This is a genomic window from Brevibacterium picturae, assembly GCF_900105045.1.
Lineage (GTDB): Bacteria > Actinomycetota > Actinomycetes > Actinomycetales > Brevibacteriaceae > Brevibacterium > Brevibacterium picturae.
Genome location: NZ_LT629739.1, coordinates 4138752 through 4158764, shown reverse-complemented (window position 1 = coordinate 4158764; position 20013 = coordinate 4138752). Strand labels below are relative to the sequence as shown.

At 65.5% G+C, this 20013-nt stretch carries 22 protein-coding genes; all 22 read right to left on the bottom strand.

Annotated elements, in window-relative coordinates:
• Nucleotides 1-113 precede the first annotated feature (113 nt).
• The 22 genes from BLT92_RS18955 to rpoZ all read right to left on the bottom strand — a co-directional run bounded on the left by BLT92_RS18955 (nucleotide 114) and on the right by rpoZ (nucleotide 20010).
• Entirely contained in the window at nucleotides 114-425 is a 312-nt protein-coding gene (locus BLT92_RS18955; RefSeq protein WP_092108146.1) for a hypothetical protein, read from the bottom strand.
• A complete protein-coding gene (gene trpA, locus BLT92_RS18950) occupies nucleotides 422-1213 on the bottom strand; it encodes a tryptophan synthase subunit alpha (protein WP_092108144.1) in 792 nt (263 codons plus the stop codon). The genes BLT92_RS18955 and trpA overlap by 4 nt, the downstream gene beginning before the upstream one ends.
• The gene (trpB, locus tag BLT92_RS18945; protein ID WP_092108142.1) at nucleotides 1210-2424 is read right to left on the bottom strand and encodes a tryptophan synthase subunit beta; all 1215 of its coding nucleotides are present in this window, start codon (nucleotides 2422-2424) and stop codon (nucleotides 1210-1212) included. Before trpB ends, trpA begins: the two co-directional genes overlap by 4 nt.
• 37 nt (nucleotides 2425-2461) lie before the next feature.
• A complete protein-coding gene (trpC, locus tag BLT92_RS18940) occupies nucleotides 2462-3265 on the bottom strand; it encodes an indole-3-glycerol phosphate synthase TrpC (protein WP_092108140.1) in 804 nt (267 codons plus the stop codon).
• The gene (locus tag BLT92_RS18935; RefSeq protein ID WP_092108138.1) at nucleotides 3262-3531 is read right to left on the bottom strand and encodes an HGxxPAAW family protein; all 270 of its coding nucleotides are present in this window, start codon (nucleotides 3529-3531) and stop codon (nucleotides 3262-3264) included. Before BLT92_RS18935 ends, trpC begins: the two co-directional genes overlap by 4 nt.
• Nucleotides 3532-3629: 98 nt before the next feature.
• A complete protein-coding gene (locus BLT92_RS18930; protein ID WP_092108136.1) occupies nucleotides 3630-4208 on the bottom strand; it encodes a Trp biosynthesis-associated membrane protein in 579 nt (192 codons plus the stop codon).
• Between the two features lies 1 nt (nucleotide 4209).
• Nucleotides 4210-5802, bottom strand: coding sequence for an anthranilate synthase component I (gene trpE, locus BLT92_RS18925; protein ID WP_092108134.1), 1593 nt, complete (start codon nucleotides 5800-5802; stop codon nucleotides 4210-4212).
• The gene (gene hisI, locus BLT92_RS18920; RefSeq protein WP_092108132.1) at nucleotides 5792-6178 is read right to left on the bottom strand and encodes a phosphoribosyl-AMP cyclohydrolase; all 387 of its coding nucleotides are present in this window, start codon (nucleotides 6176-6178) and stop codon (nucleotides 5792-5794) included. Before hisI ends, trpE begins: the two co-directional genes overlap by 11 nt.
• Entirely contained in the window at nucleotides 6175-6939 is a 765-nt protein-coding gene (gene hisF, locus BLT92_RS18915) for an imidazole glycerol phosphate synthase subunit HisF (RefSeq protein WP_092108130.1), read from the bottom strand. The genes hisI and hisF overlap by 4 nt, the downstream gene beginning before the upstream one ends.
• A gap of 29 nt (nucleotides 6940-6968) precedes the next feature.
• A complete protein-coding gene (locus tag BLT92_RS18910) occupies nucleotides 6969-8471 on the bottom strand; it encodes a carboxyl transferase domain-containing protein (protein ID WP_092108128.1) in 1503 nt (500 codons plus the stop codon).
• Between the two features lie 81 nt (nucleotides 8472-8552).
• The gene (locus BLT92_RS18905; RefSeq protein WP_092108126.1) at nucleotides 8553-9758 is read right to left on the bottom strand and encodes a CaiB/BaiF CoA transferase family protein; all 1206 of its coding nucleotides are present in this window, start codon (nucleotides 9756-9758) and stop codon (nucleotides 8553-8555) included.
• A gap of 2 nt (nucleotides 9759-9760) precedes the next feature.
• Nucleotides 9761-10177 carry a PH domain-containing protein gene (locus tag BLT92_RS18900; RefSeq protein ID WP_231938918.1) on the bottom strand — a complete coding sequence of 139 codons (417 nt, stop codon included), beginning with the start codon at nucleotides 10175-10177 and terminating at the stop codon, nucleotides 9761-9763.
• A 25-nt stretch (nucleotides 10178-10202) separates the two neighbouring features.
• Nucleotides 10203-11042, bottom strand: a complete 840-nt coding sequence (gene hisG, locus BLT92_RS18895; protein WP_092108122.1) for an ATP phosphoribosyltransferase — start codon at nucleotides 11040-11042, stop codon at nucleotides 10203-10205.
• A gap of 66 nt (nucleotides 11043-11108) precedes the next feature.
• The gene (locus BLT92_RS18890) at nucleotides 11109-11372 is read right to left on the bottom strand and encodes a phosphoribosyl-ATP diphosphatase (RefSeq protein ID WP_092108120.1); all 264 of its coding nucleotides are present in this window, start codon (nucleotides 11370-11372) and stop codon (nucleotides 11109-11111) included.
• Between the two features lie 62 nt (nucleotides 11373-11434).
• Entirely contained in the window at nucleotides 11435-12100 is a 666-nt protein-coding gene (locus tag BLT92_RS18885) for a nicotinamide mononucleotide transporter family protein (RefSeq protein WP_092108118.1), read from the bottom strand.
• Between the two features lie 11 nt (nucleotides 12101-12111).
• Nucleotides 12112-12774: a ribulose-phosphate 3-epimerase gene (gene rpe / locus BLT92_RS18880; RefSeq protein ID WP_092108116.1), complete on the bottom strand. Its 663-nt coding sequence runs from the start codon at nucleotides 12772-12774 to the stop codon at nucleotides 12112-12114.
• Nucleotide 12775: 1 nt separating this feature from the next.
• The gene (locus tag BLT92_RS18875; RefSeq protein ID WP_092108114.1) at nucleotides 12776-14152 is read right to left on the bottom strand and encodes an RsmB/NOP family class I SAM-dependent RNA methyltransferase; all 1377 of its coding nucleotides are present in this window, start codon (nucleotides 14150-14152) and stop codon (nucleotides 12776-12778) included.
• A 5-nt stretch (nucleotides 14153-14157) separates the two neighbouring features.
• Nucleotides 14158-15117, bottom strand: a complete 960-nt coding sequence (locus tag BLT92_RS18870; RefSeq protein ID WP_092108112.1) for a methionyl-tRNA formyltransferase — start codon at nucleotides 15115-15117, stop codon at nucleotides 14158-14160.
• A gap of 54 nt (nucleotides 15118-15171) precedes the next feature.
• Nucleotides 15172-17193 (bottom strand): primosomal protein N' family DNA-binding protein, encoded by a 2022-nt coding sequence (locus BLT92_RS18865; protein ID WP_092108110.1) that lies wholly within the window; start codon nucleotides 17191-17193, stop codon nucleotides 15172-15174.
• Complete coding sequence (metK, locus tag BLT92_RS18860; protein WP_092108108.1) at nucleotides 17193-18395, bottom strand: methionine adenosyltransferase; 1203 nt, start codon at nucleotides 18393-18395, stop codon at nucleotides 17193-17195. The genes BLT92_RS18865 and metK overlap by 1 nt, the downstream gene beginning before the upstream one ends.
• Nucleotides 18392-19681 carry a bifunctional phosphopantothenoylcysteine decarboxylase/phosphopantothenate synthase gene (locus BLT92_RS18855; RefSeq protein ID WP_092108106.1) on the bottom strand — a complete coding sequence of 430 codons (1290 nt, stop codon included), beginning with the start codon at nucleotides 19679-19681 and terminating at the stop codon, nucleotides 18392-18394. The genes metK and BLT92_RS18855 overlap by 4 nt, the downstream gene beginning before the upstream one ends.
• Entirely contained in the window at nucleotides 19678-20010 is a 333-nt protein-coding gene (gene rpoZ / locus BLT92_RS18850; protein WP_092108104.1) for a DNA-directed RNA polymerase subunit omega, read from the bottom strand. The genes BLT92_RS18855 and rpoZ overlap by 4 nt, the downstream gene beginning before the upstream one ends.
• Between the last annotated feature and the right edge of the window lie 3 nt (nucleotides 20011-20013).

Sequence of the window (20013 nt, the reverse complement as noted above, 5' to 3'; positions counted from 1 at the left end):
GCCCTCTGGAGATCGTCCTGGGGCACAGATGTGACGTGGTTCTCACGGTCGGATACCTAACCTACACCCCTCGGCAGCTCAGGGCGGCACAGAAAAAGGACCGTAAAACGAACCTAAACGTCTCGGTCGTCGGACTTCGAACCGTCGTTTCGCCGGGAATTCCGCTTCACATCGGGGGTGATCGAGATCGCCGAGGTAACCGCTCCGAAGTATCCGAAACCGTGCCCTCCGAAGCCCTCACCGTCCCCTTTCGAGGCGCCTTTTGTTGCTCGGGCGATTTTTCTGGCACGACGAGCGAGGACCAAGACGACGATTCCGACGATGAGGAGGAGCACACCGAGTGCGAGCACCCACAGGGCCCACGTCGGGATCGTGAGTGATCCGATCTCCACTCCTTCGGATGCCAGCTGTTGGATCCGGCTCATGCACAGCCCTCCGCGAGCTCAGCGGCCAAGGTGGCGATTCCGCTGACTCCGTCGTTGTCGAGGGCGCGGACGAGGGCAGAGCCGACGATGACTCCATCGGCGTAGTCTGCGACTTCTGCGGCCTGTTCGCGCGTCGAGACTCCCAGCCCGACACAGGCATGGGGCGCTCCGGCATCCTTGAGGCTCCCCACGAGGTCGCGAGCGTGGTTGTCGACCTCGGAGCGGACTCCGGTCACGCCCATCGTCGAGGCCGCATAGACGAATCCGCGGCTCGCCTCGACGATTGTGGCGATGCGCTCGGGCGTCGATGAGGGAGCGGCGAGGAAGATGCGGTCGAGATCGTATTCGTCGGAGACGCTCATCCATTCGGAAGCCTCATCGGGGATGAGGTCGGGGGTGATGATGCCTCCGCCGCCGGCCGAGTCCAGGTCGCGTGCGAAGGCTGAAACGCCGTGTTGGAGCACCAGGTTCCAGTAGCTCATCACAACGGCGGTGCCGCCGGCTTCTGCGACGGCTGAGACGGCGGAGAAGATGTCAGAGGTGCGCACCCCGGCAGCGAGACCCTGCTCGGCGGCGCGTTGGATGACGGGTCCGTCCATTCCGGGATCGGTATACGGCATACCCACTTCCACGATGTCGACCCCGGATTTCACCAGTTCGACCATGGCCTCGATGGAGCCTTCGACCGAGGGGAACCCGACGGGAAGATATCCGATGAGCGCGGCCTTGCGGCTCGCCTGGGCGACGGCGTCGAGTGTGGTACCGGTTCGGGGTCCTGAGCTCGTCATACCTGCACAGCTCCTTCGTCGAAGTAGTTGAACCATTTGGCCGCGGTCGTCATGTCCTTGTCGCCTCGACCGGAGAGGTTGACGAGCAGGACCGCTTCGCTGCCGAGTTCCCGTCCGATGCGCATAGCACCGGCCAGGGCGTGGGCGGATTCGATTGCAGGGATGATGCCTTCGGACCGCGACAGCAGCTGCATGGCTTCCATGGCCTCTTCATCGACGACAGGCTCGTAGATGACGCGCTGAATGTCGTGGAGGTGGGAATGCTCGGGGCCGACCGATGGGTAGTCGAGTCCGGCCGAGATCGAGTGGGACCCTTGAGTCTGGCCGTCCTCGTTCTGGAGGATATAGGTAGCCGAGCCATGCAGGACTCCGGGGCGTCCACCGGAGAAGCGGGCGGCGTGGCGGCCGCTGTCGACGCCGTCTCCTCCGGCTTCGAAACCGAAGATCTTCACCTCGGGATCGGCGAGGAAGGCGGCGAAGAGGCCCATGGCGTTCGACCCACCTCCGACACACGCGCAGACCGCGTCAGGCAGACGACCGACGGCGTTCTGGATCTGTTCGCGAGCTTCGATGCCGATGACGTCCTGGAAGGACCGGACCATGGCCGGGAACGGGTGCGGGCCGGCGACTGTGCCGATGATGTAGTGCGTGTTCTCTACGTTGGCAACCCAGTCGCGCATCGCTTCGTTCATCGCGTCTTTGAGCGTCTTGGTGCCGTTGGACACGGAGTTGACCTTCGCTCCGAGCAGTCGCATCCGAGCGACGTTGAGTGCCTGCCTCTGGGTGTCTTCCTCACCCATGTACACCTCGCACTCCATATCCAGGAGGGCGGCGGCCGTGGCTGCGGCAACACCGTGCTGTCCGGCTCCGGTTTCGGCGATGACACGGGTCTTGCCCATGCGCTTGGCCAACAGGGCCTGGCCCACGGCGTTGTTGATCTTATGGCTGCCGGTGTGGTTGAGGTCTTCGCGTTTGAGGAAGACCCGCGCCCCACCGCAGTGCGCGGCGAACCGGGTGGCCTCGGTGAGAAGGCTGGGACGGCCGATGTAGTTCTGCTGCAGGTCGAGCAGCTGCTGCGTGAACTCCGGGTCGACCTGGGATTTGCGCCATGTCTCCTCGATCTCGTCGAGCGCGGGGATCAGCGCTTCGGGGAAGAACCTGCCTCCGTACGAACCGAAGTAAGGTCCGTTCTCCTGGCTCAAATCGGTCATTGCCGTCCTTCGTGGTTCGAAATGGTGGTCGGGTGGATCAAGACTGACGACTGGTCGCCGCCCGGCGCTCCTGCCCTGTCGAGGTGAACGCGGCCACGGCGGACTCGGCGTCGCCGCCGGTGACGAGTGCTTCGCCCACGAGCACGAGATCGGCGCCGGCTCCGGCGTAGGTCTCGACATCATCGGGACCGGTGACTCCGGACTCTGCGACGAGTGTGCAGGCCGCCGGTGCCAGATCGGCCAAGGGAGCGAAACGGCTCGTATCGACGCTGAGGTCCTTGAGGTTGCGGGTGTTGATGCCGATCAGGGGGGCATCGAGTTCGGCTGCGATCGCCAGCTCTTCGGCATTGTGCGTCTCGACGAGGGCGGTCATCCCCAGTTCACGGGCGAGAGCGTGGAACTCGTGGAGTTGGCCGACATCCAGTGCCGCAACGATGAGGAGGACGAGATCAGCGCCATGGGCGCGGGCCTCATGGAATTGGTATTCCTCGACCATGAAGTCTTTGCGCAGCACGGGGATGTCGACCGCTGCACGGACGGAGTCGAGGTCCTCAAGGCTGCCGGAGAAGCGTCGTCCTTCGGTGAGCACGCTGATCGCTCGTGCTCCCCCGGCGGCATAGAGCCCGGCCAGGGTCCCCGGATCCGGGATGTGGGCGAGGTCCCCGCGGGAGGGAGAACGCCGTTTGACCTCGGCGATGACTCCGAAGTCACCGTCGAGATCGAACGCACGCGCGGGCTGTGCCTCACGCGCGCGCTCAATGACGTCTGCCAGCGGTGTTTGCCTCCGGCGTTCGGCGAGATCTTCGCGTACACCGGCGACGATGTCGTCGAGAACTGTCATTGCTTCTTCGGCTTGTTTCCCAGACCGACGGCACGCAGGATGAGGCCGGCGATGAGGCCGAGCACAACGACGCCGACACCGACGTAGGTGATGGTCGCGGTGTGGATGGTGAACCCGACGCAGCCGATGGTGACGCCGATCAGCATGACGATGACACCGGTCCAGCCGGCCACGGAGTTTCCGTGTCCCGGGTCGGCGATGGCGGCATAGTCGATCGTCGATTTGTCGAGATCGGTTGCGCCGTTACGAGCGACGGATTGCGACATGGTGCTCCTTAGAGATGCAGGCGTGGCACGCGTGAAAACTTGTTGCATCCATTGTGACACGCTTCGACTTGGGCCAAGACACCGACCCGGTCACGAGGTCATTTCGATTCATCATCGGCCCCACCAGCGTCGTCGGTGTCGGACTCCGGGGCCTTCGGGTCGGATTCGAGGTCCTTCGGGTCGGTTTCGGGGTCGTCTCCGCGGGAGAGGGCGTCCCATGTCGCTGCGGAGTCGAACTCCTCGCCGTCGGCCTCGGCGGTCCTGGCGTAGCGGTTGGAGTTGGTCCACCCCGCCGAGGCGAAGGCCACATAGACGATGACGATGAGCGTGATCGCTGCCGCGAACAGGGCGACTATCGGCCAGCTGGTGGCTCCGGGGGCGGAGATCGACTGCAGCGCGGTGATGCCGTAACCGACGGCGGCCAGCGAGGCGAAGCCGAGGACGACGAATCGTCCGATCTTGCCCATCATGGCTGACAGCAGCCCGGTGACGGCAATAATGGCGACGCAGGCGGTCGCGACCGGAGATGCTTGGGCACTCGCATCCTCTGTGACATCAGCCACACCCGTGGGGCCGAGTGAGTCGCCTGCCACGCCAGCCTGCCACGATGCGAGGCTGATTGCCCACAGTGCGCCGGCGAGGATGAGGACGAGGAGGACGCCGCGTGATTTCGTCATCTCAGCTGCATTCCCCGGTCGACGCGCCGAGTCTCTCCACAGCACTGGCAGCTGCCGCCGCCCCCAGCACCGCGGCCGCCTTGTTCTGCGATTCCTGGTATTCGGTTTCGGGAACCGAATCGGCGACGAGCCCACCACCGGCGTAGACGCTCATCACCGAGTTTCGCAGGACCCCTGTGCGGATGGCGATTGCCAGGTCGAGGTCGCCGGTGAACGACATGTATCCGACGACTCCCCCGTAGATTCCACGGCCGATGGTTTCGAGCTCGTCGATGATCTGCAGTGCACGGGGCTTCGGTGCTCCGGAGAGGGTTCCTGCCGGGAACGCTGCGCGAAGCACATCCACGGCTCCGTGGCCGGGCGCGAGTTCGCCGCGCACGGTCGAGGAGATGTGCATGATGTGGCTGTAGCGGACGATGTCCATGAACTCACTGACATCGACCGTTCCGGCCCGGCAGACCTTTGCGAGGTCGTTGCGGGCGAGGTCGACGAGCATGAGGTGTTCGGCACGTTCCTTCTCGTCGCTGATGAGATCTCTGGCCAGCGTCGAGTCCTCGTCGGGCGTGGCTCCACGAGGACGCGACCCCGCGATCGGATGGGTGACGACGTCTCCGGACCGGACCGTGACGAGAGCTTCCGGGGATGAGCCAATGATGCTGGCGGGCTGCCCCTGGTCGTCGTGGAGGTTGAGCAGATACATGAATGGGCTGGGGTTCGAATGGCGCAGCATCCGATAGACGGTCAGCGGGTCGCCTTCGCAGTCGGTGTCGAAACGCTGGCCGAGGACGACCTGGAAGATCTCGCCGTCGACGATCTCACGCTTGGCTTGTTCGACGCTGTCGAGGTAGACCTGCGGTTCGGTGCGGGTTGATACCTCGGGCTTGACGAAGTGCGTGCTCGAGATCTCGGCTGCGCTGGGCCTGCTGATCCTGGCGAGCATCGCCTCGATCCGGTCGACACCCGCGTGGTAGGCCTCGTCGATGCCGGTGTCGGCGCCATTGACGTTGAAGACATTGGCCACGAGTGTGAGGGTTCCCGAGTAATGGTCATAGACCGCGATGTCGCCGGGAATCATCAGCTGCACGGTCGGCAGATGATGCTCGTTGGTTTGGGCCGGTCCCAGTTTCTCGAACTCACGGACGATGTCCCAACCGAAGTATCCGACGAAGCTGGAGACCATCGGCGGAAGAACCGACTCGCTCGCATCCACGGCAAGCAGCTCAAGGGTCGCGGTCACTGCATCGAGAACGCTGCCTTCGGTGGGGATTCCCACCGGCGGTGTGCCCTCCCAGCGAAAGCTCTCACTCTCGGAGATCAGCGTGGCCACGGGGGCGGAACCGATGAATGAGTAGCGCGCCCAGGCTCCGGACACAGCCGATTCGAAGAGGAAGCTGCCGGGGCCGCCGTCGGTGAGCTTGCGGTACAGGCTCAATGGTGTCTCGGCGTCGGCGAGGACCTCCGCGTGGACGGGGACCAGACGGTGGTCGGCGCCGAAGGCTCGGAATTCCTCGAGGCTGGGGCGGACCCTCAGCCCGGTGTGCGTCGCCTCCGGTCCGGTCGTGCCGGTCTCGGTCGTGCGTGTGTCAGTTGGCACTGATGGTCCTTCCGGTGAAGCACGTCGGGGTCAGGGTGTGGCAGGCCGGGCCGGTCTGTTCGACCTCCAGGAGCAGAGCGTCGGCGTCACAGTCGAGGCTCAGGGACACCACCTTCTGAGTATACCCCGAGGTCTCTCCTTTGACCCAGTATTCCTGCCGGGACCGCGACCAGTACACGGCGCGGCCGTCGCGCAGGGTTCGTTCGATGGCTTCGGTGTCCATCCAGGCCATCATCAGGACCTCGCGGGTGGTGACCTCCTGGACGATGACGGGAATGAGCCCGTCGGCGTTGACCATGATCAGTTCGCGCCAGTTCTCCGGATTCGCGTCGCTCGGACTTCCGGACCCAAGTGTGCTCGCCTCGTGTGTGTTCATCGGACCTCGATCCCTTCCGTCCGGAGTGCGTCCTTGACCTCGGCGATGCTCAGTGTACCGAAGTGGAAGACGCTCGCTGCCAGGAGCGCGTCTGCGCCGGCGGCCACGGCCGGAGCGAAGTGGTCGACTCGCCCGGCTCCACCGGAGGCGATCAGCGGAACGTCGACGGCCGCCCGGGCTGCGGCGATGAGTTCGAGATCGAAGCCGTCACGGGTGCCGTCGGCGTCGATGGAGTTGAGCAGGATCTCACCGACGCCGCGATCGGCCGCCTCGGTGATCCAGTCGATCGCGCAGCGGCCGGTCCCCTCCCGACCACCGCGGGTGGTGACTTCGAAGCCGGAGCGCGTCTGGGTCCCCTGGGTGCGCCTGGCGTCGAGGGACAGGACGAGGACCTGATTGCCGAAATGACGGGCGATATCGCTGATGAGCTGAGGGTTCGTCACCGCGGAGGTGTTGACGGAAACTTTGTCGGCACCATCGCGCAGGAGCCTGTCGACGTCGGAGACGCTGCGGATGCCGCCCCCGACGGTCAGAGGAATGAAGACCTCTTCGGCACAGGCACGGACGATGTCGTGAACGGTCTCCCGATCACCGCTGCTGGCGGTGACATCGAGGAACGTCAGCTCGTCGGCCCCGGATTCGCCGTAGCGTCTGGCCAGTTCGACCGGATCGCCGGCGTCCTTGAGGTCGGCGAACTTCACGCCCTTGACGACACGTCCTTCGTCGACGTCCAGGCATGGGATGACTCTGATGGCAACCATATGATTCTCCTAGATTCCTGCGTCGACGTTCAGATTCCGAGGGTCCGATACCGTTCCATCCGGCGTGCCAGGCGCCGGTCGGAGGGTTCGCGCATGAGTTCGATGAGTTCGTACTCCAGTGTCGCACCCACCCGCGCCACGAAGTCCAATGGCTCCTGGCTCGCGTCGGGGTCTTCGGCGATGATCCGGTCGACGACTCCTGTGGCCATGAGCATCGGCGCATGCACACCTTGGCTCTGTGCCATCTCCGGTGCGCGGTCGGTCGTGCGGTGCACGATCGCCGAGGCTCCTTCCGGAGGCAGGGGGGACAGCCACCCGTTCGCGGCGCTGAGGACTCGATCCGCGGGAATCAGTGCGAGAGCTCCCCCACCGGACCCTTCGCCGAGGATGAGGGACACCGAGGGTGCGTCGAGATTGGCGAGGTCGGCGAGGCTGCGAGCGATCTCTCCGGCGATGCCGCCCTCCTCGGCAGATTTCGACAGTGCGGCCCCTGGTGTGTCGATGACGGTCACGAGCGGCAGATCGAGTTCGGCCGCCAACCGCATGCCGCGCCTGGCTTCTCGCAGTGCTGCGGGTCCCAGCGGGGCCCGGGAGTCCTGGCGGAACCGGTCCTGGCCGAGCACGATGCACGGAGCCGAGCCGAATTTCGCCAACGCCAGCAGCAGCCCTGGGTCCTTCTCGCCCTGTCCCGTACCGTTGAGCGGCAACACCGTGTTGGCCGCCGTCCGCAGCAGATCGCGCACTCCGGGACGATCGGCATTGCGAGACCGTGTGATCGCCTCCCAGGCGTCGGAATCCGGGTCGACGCTCACCGGGCGCGTGTCGGGATCGGCCACACGAGGAGGGATCTCTTTGGCCCCCATGAGGACGTCGAGGACTCGGGCCACCGTGGCCTGGATCCGCTCGGGGCCGATCACCGCATCGATGATGCCGTGCTTGTGCAGGTTCTCACCTGTCTGCACATTCTCCGGGAACTTCTCCTCGTAGATGGCTTCGAAGACACGCGGGCCGAGGAAGCCGATGAGCGAGCCCGCCTCGGCGACAGTGACATGGCCCATCGACCCCCAGGAGGCGAAGACGCCACCGGTGGTCGGATGGCGCAGGTACACGAGGTAGGGCAGGGCCGCGCGGCGGTGGGCCATGACGGCGTTGGTGATCTTGACCATCGACAGGAACGCGATCGTGCCTTCCTGCATTCTGGTCCCGCCGGAGGCCGGCCCGGCCAGCAGCGGCAGCCCTTCGAGGGTCGCGCGTTCGATCGCATCGACAAGCCGCTGGGCTGCGGCGACGCCGATCGAACCGGCGAGGAAGCGGAATTCCCCAGCGACGATGGCGACGCGTCGCCCCTCGATCATGCCCTCTCCGGTGATGATGGCCTCGTCGGCGCCGGATTTCTCCCGGGCGGCGGCGAGTTCGGCCGCGTATTCCTCGGAGACTCCCCCGGCGGGCATGATAGGCGTCGTGTCCCAAGACACGAAGGATCCGTCGTCCACGACGATGTCGACGAGTTCATGTGCATTCAACCGTGCCACGTGCGTATCTCCTGTTTCAGATGTGTCTGACGAACGGTAAGCGGTGTTGGGTCCTGGGTGGTGCGGCTGTGGTCGGCCTCCTCAGCTGTCCGCGTCGAGCCAGGACACGATCGCCTCGGCGTCCTCGTTGAGCAGAGGCGGGGCTTCGTGGGTGGTCCTCGTGGTTTCGACCTCGGCCTCACCTTCGGCATCGAAGAAGCGCAGTGGTGGTCCGGGCAGGTCGATGTCGCCGAGGACGGGGTGGTCGACCGAGACCTTGAGGCCCTGGCTCAGCGCCTGATCCCAGGAGTAGACCTCTTCGAGTGTGCGCACGGTTCCCGACGGGATGCCGGCGTCGCCAAGCTTCGCGAGCAGCTCATCCGGGCCGTAGTCGGCGAACTTGGTTTCGATGAGCTCGATGACCGCCGGTCGGTTCGCGACACGGGAAGAGTTGTCGCCCATGCCCTCTGTGGCCGGGTCGATGCCGAATGCGGCGCAGAACTTCTGCCACAGATTCTCGTTTCCCACGGAGATCTGCACGGCTCCCTCATGGCATTTGAAGAGGCCGTAGGGCGAGAGGGAAGGATGATGATTGCCACCGGGTTCGGGGTTCTGTCCGGCCACGGTGGCGCGTGTGCCCTGGAAGGCATGAACTCCGACCATGCCGGCGATGAGCGAGGTGCGCACGACCTTGCCCTTGCCTGTGCGCTCACGTTCGAGCAGAGCGGCGAGGACTCCGTAGGAACCGTAGATGCCGGCGAGGAGGTCGGCGATGGGCACTCCGACACGCTGCATGTCCTCGGGGCCGGATCCGGTCAGCGACATGAGCCCGGCCTCGCCCTGGGCGATCTGGTCGTAGCCGGCACGGGAGGACTCGGGTCCGTCGTGGCCGAAGCCGGTGATCGACAGCAGCACCAGGCGGGGGTTGATCTCCATGCACATGGCGGTGGAGAAGCCGAGGCGGTCGAGGACGCCGGAGCGGAAGTTCTCGACGAGCACGTCAGCGCGTGCGATGAGCTCCCGCAGCGTCTCCTTGCCGGTGTCCGACTTGAGGTCGAGGGCGATGGACTCCTTGTTGCGGTTGCAGGAGAAGAAGTACGTGGCCTGGGGGTCGTCCTCGGGACCGACGAACGGAGGGCCCCAGGACCTGGAGTCATCTCCCTTGCCCGGGTTCTCGACCTTGATCACTCGGGCACCGAGGTCGCCGAACATCATTCCCGCGTGTGGGCCGGCCAATGCACGGGAGAGGTCGATGACCGTATATCCGGTCAGTGGGCCTTCGACCCCGGTGATTGTGTCGTTCGACATTCCTATTCCTCCTTGAAGTGGGTCCATCCAGCGATGAGCTTACGCAATCGCTGACATTCCTCGTGGGCTCGGGGTCCATCTGCATGCTGGATCGCCATCACGGCGTATGTGGTTCCGTCGGTGAGATCGAGGGTGGGCCAGGGGTCATCGCCCTCCGGGGAGAACGCGACGCCGAGGATCTGGCCCCACGCGAAGGTCCGCGTCCTGACCATGTTCCGCACGACCAATCCGGATTCGCTCGGTTTGGCCTGAATGTCGGACACGCGCAGCAGGGCGGCCGCGAAGATGATTCCCAGCAGGTTCATCCAGACCACATCGAGCGGTGTCCAAGGGTCCCAGTCCACGACGAGCAGTGCCACGGAGAGCACCGCGAACCCGATGAACACCACCACAGCGCCGACGATGCTGATGACACGCACCTGGCGGGGCCTGAAGACGCGGAATTCAGATTCGGCAGGCGCCAATGTTCGTCACCAGAATCGCACGGGCACCGACCGCGTAGAGACGGTCCATGACATTGTTGACCTCTTTGGACTCGACCATGACTCGTGCCGCCACCCAGCCTGTCTCCTGCAGCGGAGAGATCGTCGGTGATTCGAGTCCCGGGGTCAGCCCGAGGGCCTCAGGCAGAAGGCGCTCTTCGATGTTGTAGTCGACGAGGACGTACTGCCGGGCCACCATCACGGATTCGAGCCGACGGCGCAGCACCCCGATCGTCTCGGCCGCTCCATCGCGCTGGATGAGGACGGCCTCTGACTCCAGCAGGGGGTCGCCGAATGTCTCGAGTCCTGCCGCACGCAGGGTGCTGCCGGTCTCGACCACATCGGCGATGGCATCGGCGACGCCGAGCTGGATGGAGACTTCGATCGCTCCGTCGAGCTGAACGGTCTTCGCGTCGATTCCCCTGGCCTGCAGATCAGCGTCGACGAGGTTCGGGAAGCTGGTGGCGATGCGCGCACCTTCCAGCTGGGTCGGCGAAGAATAGGAGCCGGTGACGCCTGCGTAGAAGAAGCGGGAAGCGCCGAAGCCGAGACCGACGACCTCCTGGGCCTCGGCCTTCGATTCCAGCAGCAGATCGCGGCCGGTGATGCCGGCGTCGAGGATCCCCGAGCCGACGTAGACGGCGATGTCGCGTGGACGCAGGTAGAAGAATTCGACGCCGTTGACTTCGTCCTGATGGACCAGGGTCTTGCTTCCTCGACGGGTGGAGTATCCGGCCTCGCTGAGCATCTCGGAGGCGGCTTCGGACAGTGCGCCCTTGTTCGGCACGGCTACACGCAGCATGATGTCCTTTTGTGTGTCATCGTCAACGGTTTGTTTGGGGTTCGGGCTGCAGCCTTCGTGCAGTCTCTACAGGTGCGAGTTGACGTCGTCGAGGCTGAGATCCTTGGCGACCATGAGCACCTGCAGATGATAGAGCAGCTGCGAGATCTCCTCGGCGAGCTCGTCCTTGGTCTCGTATTCGGCCGCCATCCAGACCTCTGCGGCTTCTTCGACGACCTTCTTCCCGATCGCATGGACTCCGGCGTCGAGTTCGGCCACGGTCTTCGAGCCTTCGGGGCGATCGAGGGATTTCTGCAGGAGTTCGGAGTAGAGCGAGTCAAAGGTCTTCACGAATCCAGCCTAATACATCGTCGATGCCACCCTCACACGGGGTCTCGGCCAGCGGGACGGTTTCAGTCGTCGGGGCTGCGGTTGATGTCCGTGGCGCCGAGGTGCGGCGCGGAGATCGTCTGCTTCGATCTCTTCGACCAGTCGATGAAGCCGAGGACGACCATGACGAGGAAGATGAGGTAGACCGCTCCGGAGAACACGAGCCCACCGGCGACTGCCAGGGGGATGCCGACGAGGTCGACGGCCAGCCACACGAACCAGAATTCGACGATCGCCCGTCCTTGGGCGTACATCGCGACGACCGAGCCGACGAAGATGTAGGCGTCGGGATAGGGGTTCCAGGACCACCCTCCGAGGGCGAGGACGTAGCCGAACACCGCGGTGCCCAGCAAGAGGGCGCCGATCAGGAGCAGTCGCTCCTTCCAGGTGGCCCAGCGAACGAGGACCTCGCCCGCGGCCTCCTGCGACTTCTTCCACTGCGTCCAGCCCCACACGGCGGCGACGATGATGACGATCTGGCGGGAGGCATTTCCGCCCAGTCCGGCGGAGATGCTCGCGGCGAAGAGCAGGATGGAACCCAGGATCTGGACCGGCCAGGACAGGATGTTGCGGCGCAGGGCCAGGACCACGGTGGCCAAGGCGCAGATGTTGCCGAACAGGTCCGAGAACGGCACCGGTTTGCCCAGCAGTTCGAACGCCGGGGTATTCAGCCAGTCGAGCAGTTCCATATCGGCCCTCCTCAGTGCACGTGTGACGCTGCGAGTTCACGCAGCCCTGAGATCGCGGCGGCAGCGTCCTCGGGGCCGTAGACGGCGGAGCCGGCCACGAGAACGTCGGCACCAGCGTCGACGACGCGTTCGACCGTCGACGTCGAGACTCCCCCGTCGACCTGCAGTTTGATCTCAAGCCCCGCGGCGGAGATCGCCTCACGGGTCCGCCGGATCTTGGGCAGACACACATCGAGGAACTTCTGTCCGCCGAATCCGGGTTCGACGGTCATGATCAGGATCTGGTCGAACTCGCCGAGGAGGTCGATGAAGGGTTCGATCGGAGTGGCCGGCTTGAGCGCGAGGCTGGCTTTGGCCCCCAGCTTCCGGAGCTCCCGGGCCAAGCGCACGGGGGCGGCGGCCGCCTCGGCGTGGAAGGTCACCGAGGCGCAACCGAGTTCAGCGTAGATCGGGGCGTGCCGATCCGCCTCGGCGATCATCAGATGGGCGTCGAGCGGGATAGGACTGATCGCCTGGATCCGTTCGACCACGGGAGGACCGAACGTCAGGTTCGGGACGAAATGGTTGTCCATCACGTCGATGTGCGCCATGTCGGCCGTGCTGATTTTCTCCAGTTCACCGCGCAGGTCCGAGAAATCGGAGCTGAGGATGCTGGGGTTGATCTCGATCGCCATTTCAGTTCGCCTTCCGCATCAGAGCCACAAACATTCCATCGGTGCCGTGGACATGGGGCCACAGCTGAGCGTACCGTCCCTCTCCTCGCCCCACCGAGGCGAACCCCTCGGCGTCGCTGCCGGTGACCTCGGCGAGGACCGACGGTGCGTCGAGGATCTCGACGTCGGTTCCGCGCAGGACGTCGTCGACGACGAGTACGGTCTCCGCGTAATGGGGCGAGCAGGTGGAGTAGGCCACGACCCCGCCGGGCGCACATGCCTCCAATGCCGCACGCAGGAGCTCGCGCTGCAGCCCGGCCAGGGCGTTGATGTCCTCGGGGCGACGACGGTAGCGGGCTTCGGGACGACGACGCAGGGCGCCGAGGCCCGAGCAGGGAACGTCGACGAGGACCTTCGCGTAGGGACCGGCGGCATCGCGGGCGTCTTGGATGCGGGTGGTGACGTTGTCGAGTGCCTGGGTGGAGGACCTGACGAGTTCGACCCTGTGTTCGCTCGAGTCGAAGGCGTCGAGGGTGGTGCCCTCCTGTTTCGCGATCGCCGCCAGAACTGCGGCCTTGCCGCCGGGCCCGGCACACAGGTCTGCCCAGGTTCCTGCCGGTGCCGCAACCTGCGCCAGTGCCAGTGCCACCAGGGCGGAGCCTTCGTCCTGCACCCGGGCCCGGCCGGTGGCAACGGCGTCGACGTTCTTGGGCACGGCGGTCTCAAGGGTGACGCCGATGGGTGAGAACTCGGTCGGCTGCCCGGGCAGCTCGCCGCGGTCGATGAGTCCGGGCAGGGCCGAGACACTGACCTTCGCTGCGGCATTGTCGGCTTCGAGGAGTGCCTGCAGTTCAGAGGCCTGGCGTCCATGACCCTTGAGAGCCTGAGTCATGGCCCGCACGATCCATTCGGGATGGGAATATTCGATGGCCTGTTCGCCGACTGCGGTGGCACCGGCCGTGACGCGGCGCAGCCATTCGGCCCGGTCGATCTCGGAGATCCGGCGCAGGACGGCGTTGACGAATCCGGCGGTCTTCGGCGCATAGGACTTGATCACGGCGACGGTCTCGGACAGTGCCGCGTGGTCGGGCACGCGCATGGACAGGAGCTGGTGGGCACCGAGGCGCATGCCTGCCAGCGGTTCAGGGTCGATGGTGTCGATGGGCCGGTTCGCTGCCGTGGCGATGATCGCATCGTAGAACTCCTGCTGGCGCAGGGCACCGTAGGTGAGCTCCGTCGTGAACGCCGCGTCCTGGGCTTCCATGTGCGTGCGGGCCAGCTTGGCGGGCAGGAGCAGGTTCGCGTAGGAGTCCTTCGTCTCCACGTCGACGAGGACCTCCCAGGCGATGCGCCTAGGCAGATTCTTCGCCTGTCTGGGCTGACGCTGATCTGTTGGCATCTGTCTCATGCTCCTTGCTCGGGGTCTGCCGTCGGCTCGGCGCTGGTGTCAGTGGGGTCGAATCGGATGTCGCCATGGCCGCGCAGATAGTCCGCGGCAGCCATTCGTGCTTTGCCGAAGGGTTGGATCTCCGCCACGTGGACCCAGCCGTCGCTGCAGCCGATAACGGCGGCCTTCTGCCATGAGGTCAGCAGTCCGATCTCGGGAGGCGCGGTGACCTCGGGGGCGGGTGCGAGTCCGAAGAGTTTGGTCCGCTTTCCATCGACGTTCGCCCATGGTCCGGGGCTGGGACTGACTCCCCGGGAGCGGTCGATGATGGCCCGCGCGGGCTCGGCGAAGTCGAGGTGGGCGTCGGCGACGTCGATTTTGTCCGCGTGGGTCGCCTCCTCGGACTGTGGGGTCAGAACAGCGGTGCCATCGGCGAGGTCGTCGAAGGCCGCGACCAGTTCGACCGCGCCCCGGTGAGCGTAGTCATCGAGTGCGGTGGCGACGTCGGGATGGTCCAGCGGCAGTTCGAGGCGGCGCAGGACGGGGCCGGAGTCCATGCCCTCGTCGATCTTGAACACGCTGACTCCGCTGCGGGCCTGCCCGGCGATCAGGGCTCGTTGGACCGGAGCGGCTCCGCGATGGGCAGGCAGGAGGGAGAAGTGGAGGTTGAACCATCCGAGTTCGGCGGTCGACAGGGCTGCCGGGCCGGCGATGGCTCCATAGGCGACGACGGCCACAGCATCGACCTTGAGAGCTCGGAGTTCGGAGATGACCTCGCCCCGGAGTCGACTCGCCTCGATGACGTCGAGACCGAGCTCGAGGGCTCGGGCCTTGACCGGCGATGAGGTGAGGACGCGTTTGCGTCCCACCGGGGCGTCGGGTCGGGTGAGGACGGCACGGATGCGGTGCCGGGATTCGACGAGGGCCTCGAGGGCTGGCACTGCGGCATCCGGTGTTCCGGCGAAGACGATATCCACTTGAGGAATTCTACTTGTTCATGTCGCCCGCACAGCGACCGGGCATCGTGGATCTCACAAGGACCGAGGGTCGTCGATGCGGATGCGGACCTGGGGCAGCTTCTTCGCTGACCTGGAGGCGGTCTGCTGAGCCAACGCCTCGCCGACTGCGTCACCAGCTGCGATCGGATAGGCCGCGACAGCCTTCTGGTCATCGCCGTCGGAGTCGCGGATGAGTTCGGTGAGGTCTGGGACGGCTGTGAGGACGGCGTCGATGTCGGTGCCGGCCCCGGTGAGTTCGACGATGCGCCGGTAGGGAGGGAAGCCCAGCTCCCGTCGGTCGGTGAGGGCTCTGGACATGTTGGTCACCGGGTCGAAGGTGGTCACCGTGTTCCGGATCGCCTCGTCGGTGTCGCCGAGGTAGACGACTCCCCCAGCGGTGCGTGATCTCACGAGCGCTGCCGCACGCAGTCGCCGACTGATTCCCTCATCCGTCGAGCGCATCCACGGCCCCGGCCACAGCGAGTCGAGCAGGATCGCGCAGGCGTAGCCGCCGAGGGCATAGGGTTCGGCTCCGGTGGTGGCCACGACGAGGCGTGGAGTGTCGTCGATGGCGGTGGGAATGTCGTCGCCGCCGGATTCGAGGATCTCGATGCCCGGCATGGCCTTGCGCAGCTCCTCGACGGTGCGACCCCTGCCGCGCACGATCGAGCGCACCTGGTTCGACCGGCAGCGTCCGCAGGAGAACGTTTCGGAGTGGAAACCGCAGGCGCGGCAGGCGAAGGGTCCGACCTCCGACTGGGTGGTCAATGTGGCCTCGCAGCGGGGGCAGCGGGCGACCTCCTGGCATCTCGCGCAGGCGAACACCGGATAGTACCCGGCACGCGGGACCTGAACGAGGACGGGTCCGACCGCGTTCGTGTCCTTGGCCCCGGGGCGCAGGGCTCCGCGCATCAGCTGCCAGGCCCGGGAAGGAATGCGCTGCCATGCGAAGGGGTCGCGCTCCTCATCGGGGACGAAGACGCGGGGCGCTCCCTCGCGGCGGTCAGGGCCGGTGGGCGTGGTGTCGCGCAGCCAGCCGATCTCGACGAGGCGTTGGATCTCAGCGCTGCGGTCGGTGGAGACGAACAGCAGCCCGGTGGTCTCGATGGTCGACCTCAGCAGGCACACCTCTCTGGCATGCGGGTACGGTGCGTGCTGGTCGAGGTAGTTCGAGTTCGAGTCGTCGAAGCAGATGATGAGGCCCAGGTCTGTGACAGGGGCGAAGGCGGCCGCTCTGGTGCCGATCGTCACCCGCGTGTGTCCGAGCAGACCACGCAGCCAGGCTGTCCACCGCTGCTCGGGTGACTGATCTGCGCTGAGCACCGAGTATGAGTCGATGTCCTCGCTGGCGTCCAGCGCCGCCGAGAGGACGGCGAGCTCACGGTGGTCAGGCACCAGCCACAGCACCGACTCCCCCGCCGCCAATGTCGCTCTTGTCGCCTCGAGCCCGGCGGTGATCCAGCTCAGCCCCGGTGTGGGTCCGGGAACGCAGGTCAGAGCGATCCGCGGATGATCGGCGGCTGGGAACTCATCGGTGCCCTCGTGCTGCGTTTCGCTCACGACCCATTCGCCGAGGCGGCCGATCGTGTCCGCTCCAGTCACCGTCGCGTTGTCGCCGGCTTCGAGTCCTGCCTTGTCTGCCTTGAGCACAGCCTTCTCGGCGCGGGCGTGGCGCGGCGGGATTGCCAGTCGGAGGACGTCGGAGAGCGTCCCGGCATAGCGGCGGGCGGTGGCAGTGCCGAGTCGCAGCAACTCAGGAGTGAGCACGACGACCGGGCTGGTGATGCGCTCGATTGTGGCCAGCGGTCCGATGTGATCGGAGGAGTCAACCCTGTCCAGGAGGAAACCGTCGCGCAGCTTGCCGGCGAACTTGACTCTGACACGCACACCCGGTCGGGCCGTGTCCGCGAACTTCTCCGGCACCGCGTAATCGAAGGTACGGGCCAGATGCGGAACCGGATGATCGATGAGCACGTGGGCCACGGGGTCGTCCGCTGCCAGCGGCACCCGCCCGACGGCAGAGGTGCCGGTGTCGATCGGAAGAGGTTCGTCCATCAAGCCGAGGAGACGGCACGCAGAAGATCGTCGGCGCGGTCCGTGACCTCCCAAGTGAAGTCCGGGAGTTCACGGCCGAAGTGGCCGTAGGTCGACGTCTGCGAGTAGATCGGTCGCAGGAGATCGAGTTCGGCGATGATCATGGCCGGTCGCAGGTCGAAGACCTCGCGAATCGCCTTCGAAATCGCGTGCGGGTCGACCTTCTCGGTGCCGAAGGTTTCGACGTAGAGGCCCATGGGGTCGACACGGCCGATCGCATAGGAGACCTGCACCTCGGCGCGGTCGGCCAGTCCGGCGGCCACAACGTTCTTCGCCACCCAGCGCATGGCATAGGCGGCGGAACGGTCGACCTTCGAGGGATCCTTCCCGGAGAAGGCGCCGCCGCCGTGGCGAGAGTATCCGCCATAGGTGTCGACGATGATCTTGCGACCGGTCAGTCCGGCATCGCCCATCGGCCCGCCGGTGACGAAGGGGCCGGCCGGATTGATGTGGATGTTGGCATGAGAGTCATCGAGGCCGGAGCCTGCGATGATCGGGTCGACGACGAAGTCCTTGATTTCGGCGTGCAGCTGGTTCTGGTCGACGTGACCGGCGTGCTGCGTCGAGACCACGATGTTCTCGATCGATACGGCTTCGTTGCCGTCATAGCCGAGTGTCAGCTGGGTCTTGCCGTCGGGACGCAGATAGTCCAAGGCTCCGGTCTTGCGCACCTCGGACAGTTTCTCCGCCATCCGTGAGGCCAGGTGGATCGGTACCGGCATGAGGACGTCGGTGGCGTTGTCCGCATAACCGAACATCAGGCCCTGGTCACCGGCACCCAGGCTCGAACCATGGTCGGATTCCACGGCTTCGCGGAAGTCGAGCGGGTTCGTCACACCGGAATGGATGTCGGTGGACTGGCTGCCGATGGACACCGACACTCCGCAGGAATGACCGTCGAATCCGGTGTCGGAGGAGTCGTAGCCGATTCCGGTGATGAGCCTGCGGACGATGCCTGCCACATCGGCATAGGCAGCGGTGTTGACCTCGCCGGCGACGTGGACGAGACCGGTGGTGACCATCGTCTCGACGGCGACCTTGGCGTTCGGGTCCTGACTCAGCAGATCGTCGAGGACGGCATCGCTGATCTGGTCGCAGATCTTGTCGGGATGGCCCTCGGTGACGGATTCGGACGAGAAGAAACGCAGATTTGATTGACTCACGCCGACGATTCTACGCATTCCACGCGACTCACGAGCGCCTCGATGACCTTTTCCGAAACCTCATCCTTGCTGCCGTGAAATTCCGCACTGGCGGTGACGTCCCCACCGTCGGCGCTGAGGATCTGGACGGCGGTGTCGTCGTGGCCGAAGGCTCTGTCATCGGAGACGTCGTTGAACACCAGAAGGTCGACGCCCTTGCGTCGGAACTTCGCCTTCGCGTAGTCGAGTGCACTGTGATGAGGATCTCCGGTCTCGGCGGCGAATCCGATGATCACCTGGTGCTCTCGACGCGATTCGACGAGCCCGACGAGAACATCGGGGTTCTGCACCAGGTTCAAGGTCACGCCCTCGCCGCCGGTCTTCTTCATCTTCGAGTCGGTGCGCTCCGCCGGACGGTAGTCAGCGACGGCGGCGGCCATGATGATGGCATCAGCCTCGGCCTGAGCAGCGTGCATCTGGGTTTGGAGTTCGAGCGTCGATTCGGCGTTCGTGATTCGCACACCGGGGGGCAGTGTGGCCACCAGTCCGGAATCGATGTTGGCCGCAACCACATGGACCTGGGCTCCGGCGGCGACGGCCGCTCGTGCCAGCGCGATCCCCTGTTTGCCTGAGGAGCGGTTTCCGAGGAATCGCACGGGGTCGAGTGGCTCTCTGGTTCCGCCCGCGCTGATGACGAGGTGCCTGCCATGCAACGGCCCGGCGGTGCTGCTCGCTGAGTCGTCGGTCTCCGACCCTGTCGAGGCAGTCGGCGGCGTGGTCGGGTCTGCGGCAGCGGCGAGGGCGAAGTCGACGATGGTTTCGGGTTCGGGCAGGCGACCGGGACCGGAATCCGGACCGGTCAGGCGCCCCACAGCGGGCTCGAGGACGTGGATGCCACGCCGCTTCAAGGTCGCGATGTTCGCGACGGTGGCCGGATTCTGCCACATCTCAGTGTGCATGGCAGGAGCGACGACGATCTCGGCGGTCGTCGTCAGGACCGTGGCGGTGAGCAGGTCATCGGCGATGCCCGCGGCCAGCTTTGCCAGCACATTGGCCGTGGCCGGTGCGATGACGACGAGCTCGGCCTCCTGTCCGATGCGGACATGGTTGACCGTGTCGACCTCGTCGAAGACGTCGGTGGTCACTGTCTGGGAGGACAGTGCCTCGAAGGTGGCAGCACCGACGAAGTTCAGCGCACTGGCGGTGGGCACCACCTTGACGCTGTGCCCGAGTTCCCGGAGTCGCCGAATGACATGGCACGCCTTGTAGGCTGCGATTCCACCGGCGACGCCGAGTACGGTTCTCACTGGTCGCTGAAGTCCAGTGCGCCGTCGTTGCTGACGGCGGGCTGTGCAGGCTCTGGGCTGAGCGCACCGAAGTCGGCTTCGGTGACTTCGCGGGACACGATCTTGCCCTCATTGATCTCGCGGAGCGCGATCGACAGGGGCTTCTCGTGGGTTCCGGGGGTCACGAGCGGACCGACGTTCTCGAGCAGGCCCTCTTGGAGCTGAGCGTAGTAGGAGTTGATCTGGCGGGCTCTCTGAGCCGCAATCGAGACCAGTTCGTACTTCGAGCTGGTCACGGCCAGCAGATCATCAATCGGAGGATTGGTGATGCCTTCAGGTTGTGCAGGCAATGA

What these genes read in the sequence shown, in the direction of transcription:
- BLT92_RS18955 (WP_092108146.1), bottom strand. Translation starts at nt 425, where the DNA reads ATGAGCCGGATCCAACAGCTGGCATCCGAAGGAGTGGAGATCGGATCA.
- trpA (WP_092108144.1), bottom strand. Translation starts at nt 1,213, where the DNA reads ATGACGAGCTCAGGACCCCGAACCGGTACCACACTCGACGCCGTCGCC.
- trpB (WP_092108142.1), bottom strand. Translation starts at nt 2,424, where the DNA reads ATGACCGATTTGAGCCAGGAGAACGGACCTTACTTCGGTTCGTACGGA.
- trpC (WP_092108140.1), bottom strand. Translation starts at nt 3,265, where the DNA reads ATGACAGTTCTCGACGACATCGTCGCCGGTGTACGCGAAGATCTCGCC.
- BLT92_RS18935 (WP_092108138.1), bottom strand. Translation starts at nt 3,531, where the DNA reads ATGTCGCAATCCGTCGCTCGTAACGGCGCAACCGATCTCGACAAATCG.
- BLT92_RS18930 (WP_092108136.1), bottom strand. Translation starts at nt 4,208, where the DNA reads ATGACGAAATCACGCGGCGTCCTCCTCGTCCTCATCCTCGCCGGCGCA.
- hisI (WP_092108132.1), bottom strand. Translation starts at nt 6,178, where the DNA reads ATGAACACACACGAGGCGAGCACACTTGGGTCCGGAAGTCCGAGCGAC.
- hisF (WP_092108130.1), bottom strand. Translation starts at nt 6,939, where the DNA reads ATGGTTGCCATCAGAGTCATCCCATGCCTGGACGTCGACGAAGGACGT.
- BLT92_RS18905 (WP_092108126.1), bottom strand. Translation starts at nt 9,758, where the DNA reads ATGTCGAACGACACAATCACCGGGGTCGAAGGCCCACTGACCGGATAT.
- hisG (WP_092108122.1), bottom strand. Translation starts at nt 11,042, where the DNA reads ATGCTGCGTGTAGCCGTGCCGAACAAGGGCGCACTGTCCGAAGCCGCC.
- BLT92_RS18885 (WP_092108118.1), bottom strand. Translation starts at nt 12,100, where the DNA reads ATGGAACTGCTCGACTGGCTGAATACCCCGGCGTTCGAACTGCTGGGC.
- rpe (WP_092108116.1), bottom strand. Translation starts at nt 12,774, where the DNA reads ATGGCGATCGAGATCAACCCCAGCATCCTCAGCTCCGATTTCTCGGAC.
- BLT92_RS18875 (WP_092108114.1), bottom strand. Translation starts at nt 14,152, where the DNA reads ATGCCAACAGATCAGCGTCAGCCCAGACAGGCGAAGAATCTGCCTAGG.
- BLT92_RS18865 (WP_092108110.1), bottom strand. Translation starts at nt 17,193, where the DNA reads ATGGACGAACCTCTTCCGATCGACACCGGCACCTCTGCCGTCGGGCGG.